13 protein-coding genes are annotated in these 15,135 nt (G+C 43.9%); 6 read left to right on the top strand and 7 right to left on the bottom strand.

Annotated features, from left to right (window positions below; all coding sequences use genetic code 11):
- Positions 1-56: 56 nt before the first annotated feature.
- From cdd to sanA, 3 genes are all read left to right on the top strand, one after another.
- Positions 57-941 (top strand): cytidine deaminase, encoded by an 885-nt coding sequence (gene cdd / locus B0X70_RS07965; protein ID WP_217471245.1) that lies wholly within the window; start codon positions 57-59, stop codon positions 939-941.
- A 214-nt stretch (positions 942-1,155) separates the two neighbouring features.
- Positions 1,156-2,853 carry an NAD-dependent malic enzyme gene (locus B0X70_RS07960; RefSeq protein WP_217471244.1) on the top strand — a complete coding sequence of 566 codons (1,698 nt, stop codon included), beginning with the start codon at positions 1,156-1,158 and terminating at the stop codon, positions 2,851-2,853.
- Between the two features lie 144 nt (positions 2,854-2,997).
- Entirely contained in the window at positions 2,998-3,822 is an 825-nt protein-coding gene (gene sanA, locus B0X70_RS07955; protein WP_246593472.1) for an outer membrane permeability protein SanA, read from the top strand.
- Here sanA and yeiB read toward each other — a convergent pair.
- The 3 genes from yeiB to B0X70_RS07940 all read right to left on the bottom strand — a co-directional run bounded on the left by yeiB (position 3,710) and on the right by B0X70_RS07940 (position 6,898).
- On the bottom strand, positions 3,710-4,858 hold the full coding sequence (gene yeiB / locus B0X70_RS07950) for a DUF418 domain-containing protein YeiB (protein ID WP_217471243.1): 1,149 nt from the start codon (positions 4,856-4,858) through the stop codon (positions 3,710-3,712). The genes sanA and yeiB overlap by 113 nt on opposite strands.
- 21 nt (positions 4,859-4,879) lie before the next feature.
- Positions 4,880-5,539, bottom strand: coding sequence for a GTP cyclohydrolase I FolE (gene folE / locus B0X70_RS07945; protein ID WP_036777911.1), 660 nt, complete (start codon positions 5,537-5,539; stop codon positions 4,880-4,882).
- A 171-nt stretch (positions 5,540-5,710) separates the two neighbouring features.
- A complete protein-coding gene (locus tag B0X70_RS07940; protein ID WP_418889066.1) occupies positions 5,711-6,898 on the bottom strand; it encodes a YbfB/YjiJ family MFS transporter in 1,188 nt (395 codons plus the stop codon).
- A 381-nt stretch (positions 6,899-7,279) separates the two neighbouring features.
- On the opposite strand from B0X70_RS07940, the gene B0X70_RS07935 reads away from it, so the two are divergent.
- The 3 genes from B0X70_RS07935 (at position 7,280) to moeB (ending at position 10,242) form a co-directional block, all read left to right on the top strand.
- Positions 7,280-8,026 carry an SDR family NAD(P)-dependent oxidoreductase gene (locus B0X70_RS07935; protein ID WP_036777910.1) on the top strand — a complete coding sequence of 249 codons (747 nt, stop codon included), beginning with the start codon at positions 7,280-7,282 and terminating at the stop codon, positions 8,024-8,026.
- Positions 8,027-8,248: 222 nt separating this feature from the next.
- A complete protein-coding gene (moeA, locus tag B0X70_RS07930; RefSeq protein ID WP_046394732.1) occupies positions 8,249-9,490 on the top strand; it encodes a molybdopterin molybdotransferase MoeA in 1,242 nt (413 codons plus the stop codon).
- Positions 9,490-10,242 (top strand): molybdopterin-synthase adenylyltransferase MoeB, encoded by a 753-nt coding sequence (moeB, locus tag B0X70_RS07925; protein ID WP_046394733.1) that lies wholly within the window; start codon positions 9,490-9,492, stop codon positions 10,240-10,242. The genes moeA and moeB overlap by 1 nt, the downstream gene beginning before the upstream one ends.
- Positions 10,243-10,340: 98 nt before the next feature.
- On the opposite strand, the gene B0X70_RS07920 is transcribed toward moeB, so the two are convergent.
- The 4 genes from B0X70_RS07920 to B0X70_RS07905 all read right to left on the bottom strand — a co-directional run bounded on the left by B0X70_RS07920 (position 10,341) and on the right by B0X70_RS07905 (position 15,035).
- Positions 10,341-11,936 carry an ABC-F family ATPase gene (locus tag B0X70_RS07920; protein WP_046394734.1) on the bottom strand — a complete coding sequence of 532 codons (1,596 nt, stop codon included), beginning with the start codon at positions 11,934-11,936 and terminating at the stop codon, positions 10,341-10,343.
- Between the two features lie 257 nt (positions 11,937-12,193).
- Positions 12,194-12,688, bottom strand: coding sequence for an aminoglycoside 6'-N-acetyltransferase (gene aac(6') / locus B0X70_RS07915; RefSeq protein ID WP_082300795.1), 495 nt, complete (start codon positions 12,686-12,688; stop codon positions 12,194-12,196).
- Positions 12,689-12,799: 111 nt separating this feature from the next.
- Positions 12,800-13,957 (bottom strand): iron-containing alcohol dehydrogenase, encoded by a 1,158-nt coding sequence (locus B0X70_RS07910; protein WP_046394735.1) that lies wholly within the window; start codon positions 13,955-13,957, stop codon positions 12,800-12,802.
- Positions 13,958-13,997: 40 nt separating this feature from the next.
- Complete coding sequence (locus tag B0X70_RS07905) at positions 13,998-15,035, bottom strand: NADPH-dependent curcumin/dihydrocurcumin reductase (RefSeq protein ID WP_046394736.1); 1,038 nt, start codon at positions 15,033-15,035, stop codon at positions 13,998-14,000.
- Between the last annotated feature and the right edge of the window lie 100 nt (positions 15,036-15,135).

The following is a 15,135-nucleotide window of genomic DNA, read 5'->3' as shown; positions in this document are numbered from 1 at the left end:
TTACAAATATAATCAGACAACTTAGAATGATCTTAAGTTAATTCGGAGATCACACTATGCAAGCTCGTTTTCATCCTATTTGGGTACAGTTACCCCTTAAACTACAGGATGCACTTTTACCTTACGCAGGAAACAATGACTTTCCTGCCATGCTCACTGCTAAACAGGCTAAATCTATTAAGAAAGCCTGCGGTTTTGACGATAACACCCTGGCTGTCGCCCTGTTGCCACTTGCAGCGGCATGTTCCCTGACACCAATATCACATTTTAATGTTGGCGCCATTGCCCGCGGTAAAAGCGGAAATCTCTATTTTGGCGCTAATATGGAATTTGCTGGCGTGCCACTACAACAAACGATTCATGCTGAACAATGTGCGATTACCCACGCTTGGTTATTGGGTGAGAAAAAACTGGCGTCTGTTACTGTGAATTACTCTCCGTGCGGCCATTGCCGCCAATTTATGAATGAACTTAATAGTGGCTCCCAATTAGAGATTCACCTGCCAAAGCAGGTACCTTCAACATTAGGCCATTATCTGCCAGATTCTTTTGGCCCAAACGATCTGGGCATCAAGACGTTGTTGATGGACCCGGTTAATCATGGTTATAAACTAGAAACCACGGATACATTAGTCCTGACTGCATTAGATGCAGCAAACCAGAGCTATGCCCCATACAGTAATTCCTACAGTGGTGCTGCTCTTTTAGGAAAAGATGGAAAAATTTATCCTGGGCGTTATGCAGAAAATGCCGCGTTTAACCCAAGCTTACCCCCATTACAAGCAGCGCTAATTCTGATGAACATTTCTGGTGGTGATTGCCTGGCTATCGACAGAGCTGTATTGGTTGAGGAAAAAAACTGTGATTTATCCCAACGGAGTGCAACTCAATCCATACTTGCTACGCTCGGTTGCAGCAAATTTGATTACTACACTTTCTGAATCCAGTGGAAAATTCATTTTTCCCTCTATGCAGATAGAGGGTTTTCCGCTATAAAAAACAATTATCGTAACATTTTATTAGCCAAATCTGGATGTTATCTCTCATTTTCACTCATAATACCTATAATTAAGTAACATTTACTGTACATATTTTTCCTATCTCTTAGGATCTGTCGCTAACCTTGTTATCCATTTAGTTCAAAGAGTAAGATTCATGGAACTGGAACACGAAAGTAAACGTCCACTATATATTCCCTATTCTGGCCCAATGCTGTTGGAATTTCCCCTGCTGAATAAAGGCAGCGCTTTTACTGAAGAAGAACGCAGCAACTTTAATCTTTACGGTTTATTACCGGAAGCGGTCGAAACCATCGAAGAACAAGCTGAACGTGCTTATCGACAGTATCTTGATTTCAAAAATGATGCAGATAAGCACATTTATCTGCGAAATATTCAGGACACTAACGAAACCCTGTTCTACCGCCTGCTGGATGCACATTTGAACGAAATGATGCCAATCATCTACACGCCAACCGTTGGCGAAGCTTGTGAGCACTTTTCCGATATTTACCGCCGTGCCCGTGGCCTGTTCATCTCATATCCAAACAAAGCACATATTGATGACATGCTGCAAAATGCGACCAAACAAAATGTAAAAGTCATCGTTGTTACCGATGGTGAACGTATCCTTGGTTTGGGCGACCAAGGCATTGGCGGCATGGGTATTCCTATCGGCAAACTCTCCTTGTATACCTCCTGCGGTGGTATCAGCCCAGCTTATACACTACCAGTCGTCCTGGATGTCGGCACCAACAACCCGCAACGCCTGAATGACCCGTTATATATGGGCTGGCGTCACCCGCGCATCACCGGTGAAGAGTATGATGAATTTGTAGACGAATTTATTCAGGCTGTTAAACGCCGTTGGCCAAACGTGCTGCTGCAATTTGAAGATTTCGCACAAAAAAATGCCATGCCTCTTCTTAATCGTTATCGCCACGAGATTTGTTGCTTTAATGATGATATTCAGGGAACTGCCGCCGTTACGTTAGGTAGCTTAATTGCAGCCAGTCGCGCGGCGGGCCGTCAATTGAAAGATCAAACAGTCACCTTCCTCGGAGCGGGTTCCGCCGGTTGCGGCATTGCAGAACAGATCGTCGCCCAGATGAAATCAGAAGGGTTAAGCGAAGAACAAGCTCGTGCCCGTATTTTCATGGTTGACCGCTTCGGTTTATTGACAGACAAACTGCCAAATCTATTGGATTTCCAGAATAAGCTAGTGCAAAAAAGCGACTCATTGACTCAATGGGATGTGAACAGCGATGCCATCTCGCTGCTCGATGTTGTCCGTAATGCTAAACCGACGGTATTGATTGGTGTTTCAGGTCAGTCAGGTTTGTTTACAGAAGAGATCATCCGTGAGATGCATAAACACTGTGAACGTCCAATCGTCATGCCATTATCGAACCCAACTTCCCGCGTTGAAGCCCGCCCTGAAGATATCATCAACTGGACGGATGGCTCGGCTCTGGTTGCGACAGGTAGCCCATTTAATCCGGTAAAATATAAAGACCAGGAGTATCCAATCGCCCAATGTAACAACGCCTATATCTTCCCTGGAATTGGTCTGGGTGTTATTGCGTCAGGGGCCAAACTGGTTACTGACGGTATGTTGATGGCAGCAAGCCGGACGCTGGCGGATTGTTCACCTCTAGCCCAACAAGGTCAAGGCCCGTTACTGCCACTTATTGATGATATTCAGGAAGTATCACGCAAAATTGCTAAACAAGTCGCCAAAGAAGCACAAATACAGGGCGTTGCCACTGTTACCTCAGATGGCGCACTGGATGAAGCAATTGAGCGCAACTTCTGGAAACCTGAATATCGCGTGTACAAACGTACTTCATTCTGATTCTTATCGCTAAAAATATGCAAAAAGCCTGTTAGTAAAAGTAAATTAACAGGCTTTTTTCCTAAAGAGAAAACTTGCTTAGAAATTTCAGGTAAAGTAGCCTTTAACAAATTCAGTCATTAATGTGTATAAAAAGGCAAAAGCATGTGGAAGCGCCTGATAACTGGTCTGTTATTCATCACAGGGATGCTGATACTGACAGCTATTGCACTTGACCGCTGGATTAGCTGGAAAACAGCCCCCTATATCTTTGATGATCTTAAACGACTTCCTGAACGCGAAGTAGGTATAGTGCTTGGTACATCTAAATATTACCTTTCCGGCGCCCCAAATCAGTACTATATGTACCGCATCCAAGGAGCCGTTAACGCTTATAACAGCGACAAAATTAAATATTTATTACTTAGTGGCGATAACGCTCAACAGAGCTACAACGAACCAGTCACCATGCGCAGAGATTTGGTAAAAGCGGGCATTCCTGCTGCAAATATCGTCTTGGATTTTGCGGGTTTCAGAACCCTTGATTCGATAGTCAGAACCCGAAAGGTTTTTAATACTAATGATTTTACGATTATCACTCAACGATTTCATTGCGAACGAGCACTGTTTATCGCTATGCATATGGGAATTACCGCCCAATGTTATGCAGTTTCTACACCTAAAAATATGGTTACTGTTCGATTACGTGAAATCATTGCTCGCCTTGGCGCCCTGACTGATCTTTATATTCTGAAACGTGAACCTCGTTTCCTCGGCCCTCTGATCCCCATTCCAGCTCCGCATAAGGTACCAAAAGGCATGACTGATTACCCCGCCGTAACCCCGGAAGAATTACGGGCAACGGACAAAACCCAACTTAAGCAGACCGGGCCAACACCGCCGTCATCTTACGCCACCGCCGTTCTACCGGCCCTTGCGGGTAACGGCGTAACCACCAGCATGAAAACAGAATATTCACCGCCCAAATAGGAAGAATAAATGCAAGTAATTCCAAACGGCTAAATTGACCAAAAAACCCAAGATTATAAAACAACAGAGTGCAAATTAAGGTTTGTAGCAAGTAATTACTCATCGCCATTCGTCCAACCTGACTGAGCCAGTAATTAATTCGCCAGCATGAAATAACCGGCCAGAAACCATATATCAAAGCCATATAACCCAGTGCCTGAAATGGCGTTACCAACTCAGCAAGGATATAACCGACAATACCTGACCAAAAGTAATCCCAATTATGGATATATTGGAACACGACAGAGAATATCTGAACAGCAACACTGAGTGGTATCAGCAATAGCGCCACATTTCGATAATGGCTTACTGAAAATTCACCTTTTAACCAACCATTACGCACTAATCCCGCACCACATAACATCATGCCGATAAGCTGCCAGCCATACTGAACAAACAGCATAACCATCATCAACATGACCTGATTGAAACGCTCTTTTACTGCCAGCCATCCACCAGACGTTTTCCAATATGTTTCGTATAACATATGGAATTCCGTCTGCTGCCAAGAAATATCATTAGATTCGCCACGGGAAAGAAAGCCAAGAATAAACAATAGCGCTAATCCGATCAGATAAAAAATAGCGCCTTTCATAAATAACCTGCTGCTGGCGCTATTTTGGCTAATCAATTGAAAGCTGAAAAAACCGGCCAAACTATAAGAGAGCAAAATATCGCCATCCCAAAATAGAATGCCATGTCCCAGTCCAATTAGAGCCAGTATGGTTAACCGTGGATAATTCCAGATTGTGCCCCTTGGTAATAGTAGCTCCAAGGTTGCACCAAATAAAAAGGCCAAAATACACAGGAACTTTCCCTGAACAAAAACGTTAAGTACAGACCAGACAATCAAGTCAGTTAAAGAAGCTGAACCATTATATGCCGGATTCAAATAAGCGGCGGATGGCAAAGCAAAACCGGAGATATTGAGTAGCAATATCCCCAGTATTGCCAGACCACGAATACTATCCAGCGAGTCAATTCTCTGGCAGGCCATTCTTATATCCCGATGTAAAAATTACACATGGCGAGTCGTGCGTAAAAACTCTTGACGGGTATTTTGACTAGATTTAAACAATCCACCCAGGGAAGTTGTTGTCGTGGTACTGGTTGCATCTCGGATACCCCGCGCTTTCACGCAGTAATGGACCGCATCAATCGATACAGCAACATTATTGGTGCCAAGCAGTGTCTGTAATGCAATCAGGATCTGTTGGGTCAGACGTTCCTGTACCTGTGGACGTTGCGAAAAAAATTGCACAATACGGTTAATCTTAGACAACCCAATGACTTTATCTTTTGGGATATAAGCAACCGTCGCCTTGCCATCAATGGTTACAAAATGGTGTTCACAGGTGCTGGTTAGCGTGATATCACGCACTGTCACCATTTCATCCACTTTCATCTTATTTTCTATCAATGTGATTTTCGGGAAATTACTGTAGTCCAACCCGGAAAAAATCTCATCGACGTACATTTTCGCAATACGACCGGGGGTTTCTGCCAAACTGTCATCACGCAAATCGAGATTCAACAGTTTCATAATTTCCGTCATATGCTCCTCAATACGCGCTTTACGCACTTCCGGTACCAATGCCTGACCACGCAAAGGCGTTTCAAGACCACGAGCTTCCAGCGCCGAATGCACCAGTTCAGCTTCTTTACTTAAGGATGACATTATTTTCTCCAAAGACATTACTTTGCATCATCTGGCGGGTAGTAAAATGGATGTTCGAGTCATGAAGACCATAACTGAAACAATTCACTACTAACAGGTAACTATTGCACACACTGTAAATGAGCACGTGGTGATTATCCAGTGATTGCTTTTCATAATTATATGAATTTTTTACACACGCCCTTCACTGGTCGGTTTATTTTTATTACAAACCAATAACCCAGCAATGACCAAAGTAATCAATGCGACATATAACGCAGGCTCCAATCTCCCGGTTATCGCGGTAGAAACCGCTGACAGCATCGGCCCAATAAGCTGCCCGACCGCATATCCGGTGGTTAATAACCCGGCCATATAACGGCTATGTTCTGGTGCTAATTCACGCCCATACTGAAACGCCATTTGCACCACACACATAAAACCACCACCAACCAACAAAGAGCTTAATGCCAGACCACCTATTCCCGGAATGCTCTCAGCGATGAGAATGCCCACAGCTTGAATCCATAAAGTGATCGCAAGCCGAATTTGCGTTGTCAACATATGACGGGTCAGAATAGCAAAACCGATGCCGATGACTGCGGCGCCACCAAATATTGGCCAGACAAACTGTGCAAACAAGCTGCCGGGGAAACGATCACTTGCCATTTGCGAAAGAAAAGTCGCAGGTAAAATATAACCAAACCCCGCCAGGCTGTAACTCCATACCAACCGCTTAATTGCCGGGGTCAAAATTAGTTTATTCACTTCGACTTGTGAACGGTGTAGCTCGCCACGACGGGGCAAATGCCGACTAATATAGATACTACAAATCAGCGCCAAAATGCCATATAACAACCACGCTTCGGAAGCGCTCATTTGCCATGCTTGAATACCGATAGCAAGGATACCAGTAACGAATATCCCGACTCCCGGTCCCGCAAATATGGCAGCACTCAACGCAGGACGATTCAATTTAGTCAACTGTTCATTGGCCCATGATGTCACCAACACCAATGTCCAGCCGCTCGCCCAACCAATAAAAAAACGGGCGATACTGTGCAATATCGCCCCATACAGTAGCGCAGAGAGCAACGTAATAATCACCGCCCCCCATAATCCGGTCCAAAGCCGATATTCAATCAAACGGCGCGCCCGCATTGCATCATAGGAGCCGGCCAGATATCCCAGATAGTTAAAAGCCGCAACGATACCAGCCCCAGTCAAACTAAACTGGCATTCTGCGATCATTAAAGGCACTTGAGGAGTGAAGGCCGTACGCCCAATTCCCATAGCGACGACCAGCGCCAAAAATCCACTCATTGCGATATGAAAAGCGAGGTAGCAGTGACTTTGTTGAGGAGAAATTGAATTGTTCATAGCCATAAAATATTATTTTTTTAATTCATTTTTCATAAGCCGTAACAGAAATCAAATACAACATACATTTTTAATTAACAAAGTTCCCAGAAAAACGTAAATTATTTCTGCCCATAAATAAAAAATCAGTAAGCAATTAATTACAGTATCTGGAACGTCAGCGTATATAAATTTTCGTACTCGGCTCCACTTATTTACTTTACCTCTAGTAAGTTACCTCTATTAAAATTAAATCGAGTCTTACAACACAACATTAGCTGAATTAGTCAGGCTTCCACACAATATTGTCCACACAATAATGCCAAAATGGTACTAACAAACCTGTCTATAAGAGATATGATTTATCATGTTATGTACAAATATTAATTAAGGAGCATTTTTATGTATAAAGCATTTCAAGGTAAGACAGCCATTGTAACCGGTGGTGGAACCGGTATAGGACGGGCTATCAGTATTATGCTGGCAAAACAAGGCGCTGCTGTCGCAGTGATCTATTCACAAAGTGAACTTGAAGCGCAGGAAACAACAGAAACCATTATCAAGGATGGGGGGCAAGCTATCGCGATAAAAGCGGATGTTGCCGACGAATCGGCTGTGCAGGCAATGATAAACACCGTCGTGGAAAAATTTAGCGGGATCGACTATCTGGTGAATAACGCGGCGACAACCAGACAACTTCAATTTGAAGATCTCGATGCCATATCTAGCGATATTTGGGATACCATTATTGATGTTAATGTGAAAGGCACATTTTATTGTTGCCGGTATGCGGCACCTTATCTTAAAGCAAGAACGGGGAGTGCTATCGTGAATGTCGGTAGTATCGCCGGCGAAACGGGCTTAGGTTCTTGTATCCCCTATGCCGCTTCCAAATCAGCGGTTCACGGACTGACAAAATCCTTAGCTCGGGCACTGGCTCCATCGGTCAGGGTTAACTGCGTAGCGCCAGGCGCCGTTGAAACAAGATGGTGGAAAGGGAGAGAAGAGAAAATGCATACGCTTTGCACTTATTTGCCCTTAGAAAGAATTTCAACGCCAGAAGATGTTGCAGAAATAACCTTAATGTTGTTAAAAGCAGAATCGATGACAGGACAAATCATAACAGTTGACAGTGGTCAAACCTTATAATCTCTTGCCCGCTTTCTAACCTGGCTATGACAACAGCATATCCCCTGACGCCAGGTTAATCGTCATGTTCTACGTACTTATCACATGTCGCGGCATTTTGGATAACCGACACCAATATCGCCGCGTTTATGGAACATACGATCAAAATCAAATATCACTCACACCTATGATGATCTCTGCCATAATGCCGTTAATAAAAAACGTTATCTGGGAGCATCACTTATGGATCACTGTCATACCTCTGGATTGATCTCTTTGCAGCAGGCGTTGGAAAAACTTCTGACGCAAGTTACACCACTGACTGACACAGAAACCGTCAGCCTCCCGCAAACATCAGGACGCATCACTGCAACAAATATTATTTCTCCTATCAATGTGCCCCCTTTTGCTAACTCAGCAATGGATGGTTATGCCGTACGCCATGCGGATTTAAATGGCGCCAAACCACTGCCTCTGGCAGGAAAAGCGCTGGCAGGCTCCCCCTTTCAAGGAGAATGGCCGGTTGCAACTTGTATCCGCATTATGACTGGCGCACCGATCCCCACTGGCGCTGATACGGTTATTATGCAGGAACACACAGAAATTACTGACGATGGCATCGTTTTCACTCAGCCAGCTAAACAAGGTCAAAATATCCGTCTGGCCGGCGAAGATATAACTAAAGGTGCAGTGGTACTACCCGCAGGCAACAAATTATCCACCGCTCAGTTACCCTTGATTGCATCTTTAGGCGTCACCGACGTTGAAGTGGTTCGCAAATTGAAAGTCGCGATTTTCTCGACGGGTGATGAACTACAAGCTATCGGTCAACCGCTTAAAGAAGGGCAAATTTATGATACCAACCGTTTTGCCATTCGCCTGATGCTGGAGAAGCTGGATTGCGACATTATTGATTTCGGGGTTATTGCAGACAATCCCCAAGCTTTACGGCATGTTTTTGAGGAAGCAGATCAAAAAGCTGATTTAGTCATCAGCAGCGGCGGCGTTTCTGTGGGTGAAGCAGACTACACCAAGCAGATATTGGATGAATTAGGCGAGATCAGTTTCTGGAAACTGGCAATTAAACCGGGTAAACCTTTCGCTTTTGGCAAACTAAAAAATACTTGGTTCTGTGGTCTGCCCGGTAATCCAGTTTCAGCCGTTCTCACTTTCTATCAATTAGTTCAACCTTTAATCGCGCGTCTGTCCGGTTTTACGGCATGGCAACCCCCTATGCGTCTGCGCGCCAAAGTCACCACGCCACTGAAAAAGACACCGGGAAGAATGGATTTTCAACGGGGTATTGCTTCGGTGAATGAACAAGGTGAGCTAGAAGTCCGTACGACAGGGCATCAGGGCTCTCATATATTTAGTTCATTCAATCAGGGGAACTGCTTCATTGTTCTGGAACGTGAGCGTGGGCGGGTAGAAGTTGGTGAAAATGTTGAAATCGAATTGTTCAATCACTTACTGAAAAATGAATAATGACCATTGAACTCACAGACACAGAAATCCTACGCTATAACCGTCAGATTGTTCTACGTGGGTTTGATTTTGACGGTCAGGAAAAATTGAAATCTTCGACGATCCTGATAGTCGGTGCGGGTGGTTTAGGTTGCGCGGCATCCCAATATTTGACCGCAGCAGGTGTCGGAACAATAACATTACTGGATTTTGATACCGTTTCTCTCTCGAACCTGCAACGGCAGATACTGCATCGGGATGAACGTATCGGCATGGCTAAGGTGCATTCAGCCCAATTAACGCTCCGGGCAATAAACCCACATGTCACGATTAAAACCGTTAATGGATTACTGGAAGATCAGGCGCTAGATGAACTTATCAGCCAGAATGATGTTGTCTTGGATTGTACTGATAATGTAGCAATCCGCGAACAACTGAACCGCTTGTGTCTGGCAGAAAAAACACCGCTAGTTTCCGGCGCCGCTATTCGCATGGAAGGACAACTAACTACATTTACTTATCAGCCAGATGCTCCCTGCTACCGTTGCCTGAGCAGGCTGTTTGGCGAAAACAATTTAACATGTGTAGAAACGGGAGTGATGGCGCCATTAGTCGGTACCATCGGTACATTGCAAGCAATGGAAACCATCAAACTCCTTACTGGATACGGCAAAGTCAGTAGCGGAAAAGTTTTATTGTTTGATGCAATGACGATGCAATTTCATGATATTAAATTATCCAAAGATCCCAATTGCGAAGTGTGCAACAGTTAATCTATCCACCGATAGAAATAACAAGTAGTAGAAATAACAAACAATAGAAATAACACGCCCCGGTTATCTCAACCAGGGCGATTTATCTCATAAGATGATTACTCAACAATTCCCTGACTTCTCAGATACTCATCATAAGTACCTTTGAAATCAATGACCTTATCAGATTTAATTTCCATAACTCGGCTTGCCAATGAGCTAACAAATTCCCGATCATGAGAAACAAATATCAAAGTACCTTTATACAATTCAAGCGCAAGGTTCAAGGATTCAATGGATTCCATATCCAAGTGGTTTGTTGGTTCATCCATTATCAGAATATTTGGTTGTTGCATCATCAATTTACCAAATAGCATCCGTCCTTTTTCACCACCCGATAACACTTTGACTTTTTTCTTAATGTCATCCTGGCTGAACAACAAACGTCCTAATACGCTACGAACAGCTTGTTCATCGTCCCCTTCTCTCTTCCATTGGCTCATCCAGTCAAAAACCGTCAGATCGCAGTCAAAATCACTGGCATGATCCTGAGCGTAGTAACCAATGCTACTATTTTCAGACCATTTAACTGTGCCGCTATTTGGCTCTGTCTCACCAACTAATGTTTTCAGAAAGGTCGTTTTACCGATACCGTTAGCACCGATAACAGCTATTTTCTCGCCAACCTCCAGCAAAAGATTGAGATTTTTAAACAGAGGACCATTGTCATAACCTTTAGTCAAACCTTCCAATTCCAGAGCATTACGGAACAACTTTTTATCCTGCTCAAAACGAATATAGGGATTCTGACGACTGGATGCTTTAACTTCTTCCAACTGGATTTTATCAATCTGACGAGCACGGGAAGTCGCCTGTTTTGATTTAGACGCATTAGCGCTAAAACGGCTGACAAAAGACTGTAACTCCGCAATCTGCGCTTTCTTCTTCGCATTATCAGCTAGCAGACGCTCACGGGCTTGAGTGGCGGCAACCATATATTCATCATAATTACCGGGGAACAGACGTAATGCACCGTAATCAAGGTCGGCCATATGAGTACAAACTGTATTCAGGAAATGACGATCATGGGAAATAATGATCATGGTGCTATTTCGTTCATTCAGTATTTGCTCTAACCAACGAATCGTATCGATATCCAAGTTGTTCGTTGGTTCATCCAATAACAGAACATCAGGATTAGAAAACAGTGCCTGAGCCAGCAATACACGCAATTTCCAGCCTGGCGCCACTTCGCTCATCAAACCGTAATGCTGTTCTACTGGAATACCAACACCTAGCAACAACTCTCCGGCACGCGCTTCGGCACTATAACCATCCATCTCGCCATAAGCGACTTCCAGATCCGCAACGCGATAGCCATCCTCTTCGCTCATTTCCGCCATCGCATAGATTCGGTCACGCTCCTGCTTTACCTGCCACAGTTCCGTGTGCCCCATAATCACGGTATCCAACACCGTGTACTCTTCAAAAGCAAACTGATCCTGACGCAGTTTACCAATACGTTCATTGGGATCGGTGCTGACATTACCGGCAGTGGGTGTCAGATCACCACCCAGGATTTTCATAAAAGTGGATTTACCGGAACCATTCGCGCCAATCAGACCATAACGGTTACCGTTGCCAAACTTGACAGAAATGTTTTCAAACAGGGGCTTACTGCCAAATTGCATGGTGATGTTGTTTGTACTTAACACTGCATTCGCTCTTACATTTAGAAACAAAAGGGAAATCGGAAAAATCAATAGCGGCGCATTATGCCACAACAAGGTTAAGAGATCGCGGGAAGTTTTGTGCGTTATTCGAGCTAATTAAAGATGCATACATGAGGTTAAGTTATCATGTCAGAGAGACATAATATATGTAGCACAATGTAATTCGCATCAGCATTCAGTTATAAGAGATGAATGATGATAGAAATAATCCAAGTCCCATTTCGCCATCCAATTGATCCCTATTTGATTAACTTCCTGAAAAAAACTACCCGTTCTGTTTCTATAAACCCAAGAGACAAATGAAGAGCCAGTGATTCTTCATTATTTATTTCAGCGTCTGATGCCATTTCAGTACATCCACGATCCTTAGCCCAATTTTTAATATGAGTGATAAGACGAGTCGCTAAACCCTTTCTTCTTAATTCCGGGGAAATATAGATCCCTTCAAGGTAAGCTACTGGAGAGGAATTGCATCCATTGACATATTCAAATCTCAGTGAAGCCTCTGCAAAACCGCAAAAATCACCTAAATCCGATTGGATCATAAAAGCAATCTGGTTATCAGAATTCAAAATCGAGTTCATTTCTTCACGGTGACTTTCTTCTGATGCCGTAGGCCATAATCTATTCCGCAAATACAACCATTCATTAAAATTATGGCTGTTACTCACTACAATTCGATAGAGATTATTTTCCAACTGAATATGCGACGATTGCTGATGTTTATTATCCATTTTTGACTCAAACATTTTTTTCCTATTTAACTTACATCGTACTGCAAATTCGTTCCCTAAAATAGACTCCAGAGAGAAGCCCTGGAATTTTCCCCAGGGCGCTCCTCCAACTTAAAGGCTTGCTTGCAAGATTTGGCGACTAATATCTAACGTAATGTCTCTGTTTTCACCCAATTGAGTCAGACCGTGAGCTTCCAATCGTTTCACCACCCGATCAATGTCATCAACACCAAGGTTGTAATCTGACAAATGGGTCTGAATTCCTAAATCCTCGAAGAAACCGCGAGTATATGCAATAGCTTGATCAATTCGTTGTTCTTCATCTCCACTGGTAATACCCCAAACACGCTCACCGTACTGCAACAATTTGACACGCTTGCTTTCCCGGCAGATTTTCAGAGTAGCAGGCAGGAGAATCGCCAATGTTCGAGCATGATCAATACCGTAAAGCGCAGTTAATTCATGACCGATGTAATGTGTGGACCAATCCTGCGGCACACCAGCACCAATCAAACCATTGAGAGCCAAAGTCGCGACCCACATTAGATTGGAGCGGATCTCGTAATTATCCGAGGCGTTTATCGCCTGAGGACCTATTTCAATCAATATCTGCAATAGCCCCTCAGCAAACCGATCCTGCACCATACCGTTGGCCGGATAAGTCAAATACTGTTCCATAATGTGTGCGAAAGCATCAACTACCCCATTAGCTACCTGACGTAATGGAAGAGTATAAGTCTTCGTTGGGTCCATAATGGAGAATTGAGGAAAAACAAGCGAACTCATAAAATCCAGCTTAACTTGTTTCGCTTTATTAGTAATCACCGAACTACTGTTCATCTCTGAACCCGTCGCGGGTAGCGTCAAAACGGTGCCAAACGGAAGAGCACTTTGAACAAGCGATCCCCCCTCTTCCAAAATACGCCAAGGCTCTCCTGCAAAATTCACAGCCGCCGCCACAAATTTAGTGCCATCAATCACAGAGCCGCCACCGACAGCGAGCAAGAAATTCACTTCACTATTGCGTATCAATTCAACCGCTTTCATCAACGTTTCGTAAGTCGGATTAGCTTCAATACCACCAAACTCCTGGACAGTTCTATTAACCAACGCACTTCTGACTTCATCCAACGTTCCAGTTTTTTCAGCACTGTTGCCGCCGTAGAGAATCAGTACCCGCGCATCCCGTGGCACCAAGCTATCAAGACGGCTAATAGTTTCTTTACCAAAAACGATTTTAGTTGGGTTGTAATACCTAAAATTTCGCACAACTACCTCACTGTATAGGTCGAATTATGTCTAGTAGCATTTAATTATCAGGACCGACACGGACGACTAACTTGCCGAAATTATGGCCTTGCAACAAGCCAATAAACGCCTGTGGAGCATTTTCCAAACCTGACACCACCTCTTCACGATATTTTATCCTACCATCATCAAACCATGCGGATATATCATGTGAAAATTCATCAAAACGCCGAGTATAATTATCAGTCACAATGAATCCCTCCATCCGAATTCGCTTTCTCAACAGTTTATTCATCAACAAAAACAAGCGATCTGGCCCTTCTGGAAGGTTAGTGGAGTTATAACGAGAAACCATTCCGCAAACCGGAACGCGAGCAAAGTCATTCAGTAACGGCAAAACAGCGTCAAATACCTTGCCGCCCACATTTTCAAAATAAATATCAATTCCCTTCGAACAAGCCTTGCACAACTGTTCTTCAAAGTCTGGAGCATGGTGGTCAAGGCAAACATCAAATCCCAATATATCAACAGCATGGCGACACTTTTCCGCACCACCCGCTACGCCAACGACATAACAGCCTTTAAGCTTACCGATCTGACCAACCGTTGCACCAACCGGACCCGTTGCCGCAGCAACAACCAATGTTTCACCAGCCTTGGGTTGACCGATATCCAACAGCCCGGTATAAGCAGTCAAGCCTGGCATACCAAACACTCCTAATTGGTAGGATGGGTGAACAGGCGATTGGCCTAAGTTGAGAAGGCCGCTACCATCGGAAGCGGCATAATCCTGCCAACCGCTATATGCCAGTACCCAATCACCCACCTGATATCTCCGATGATTTGAAGACACTACCCGACTCACTGTTGCACCAACCATAACGCTATCAAGCTCCACCGGTGGCACATAAGATGGTTCATCGCTCATTCGCCCACGCATATAAGGATCTAGCGAAAGAAAAACGCTGCGTAACAGTATTTCTTTCTCCTTTATCTCAGGAATAGGTTGCTGTTCCAGACGAAAATCAGTCAGTGTCGGGGAACCATTCGGACGTGAAGCCAAGACGATACGGCGATTTATTTGTTGTGTTTGAAACATTCATCTTCTCCTTCAACATTAAAAGTCAGTATCATTGAGATACCCAAAAAGTAGACCAGTCGTCTAATCATTAAGTATAAAAAAACACTGATGAATAGTG

The sequence above is a fragment of the Photorhabdus akhurstii genome (assembly GCF_019090985.1).
Lineage (GTDB): Bacteria > Pseudomonadota > Gammaproteobacteria > Enterobacterales > Enterobacteriaceae > Photorhabdus > Photorhabdus akhurstii.
This window is presented reverse-complemented; position numbering and strand designations above follow the sequence as displayed.

Bases quoted from the DNA above. Each gene is read 5' to 3' on its own strand.
- cdd (WP_217471245.1), top strand. From the start codon at position 57: ATGCAAGCTCGTTTTCATCCTATTTGGGTACAGTTACCCCTTAAACTA.
- B0X70_RS07960 (WP_217471244.1), top strand. From the start codon at position 1,156: ATGGAACTGGAACACGAAAGTAAACGTCCACTATATATTCCCTATTCT.
- sanA (WP_246593472.1), top strand. From the start codon at position 2,998: ATGTGGAAGCGCCTGATAACTGGTCTGTTATTCATCACAGGGATGCTG.
- yeiB (WP_217471243.1), bottom strand. From the start codon at position 4,858: ATGGCCTGCCAGAGAATTGACTCGCTGGATAGTATTCGTGGTCTGGCA.
- folE (WP_036777911.1), bottom strand. From the start codon at position 5,539: ATGTCATCCTTAAGTAAAGAAGCTGAACTGGTGCATTCGGCGCTGGAA.
- B0X70_RS07940 (WP_418889066.1), bottom strand. From the start codon at position 6,898: ATGAACAATTCAATTTCTCCTCAACAAAGTCACTGCTACCTCGCTTTT.
- B0X70_RS07935 (WP_036777910.1), top strand. From the start codon at position 7,280: ATGTATAAAGCATTTCAAGGTAAGACAGCCATTGTAACCGGTGGTGGA.
- moeA (WP_046394732.1), top strand. From the start codon at position 8,249: ATGGATCACTGTCATACCTCTGGATTGATCTCTTTGCAGCAGGCGTTG.
- moeB (WP_046394733.1), top strand. From the start codon at position 9,490: ATGACCATTGAACTCACAGACACAGAAATCCTACGCTATAACCGTCAG.
- B0X70_RS07905 (WP_046394736.1), bottom strand. From the start codon at position 15,035: ATGTTTCAAACACAACAAATAAATCGCCGTATCGTCTTGGCTTCACGT.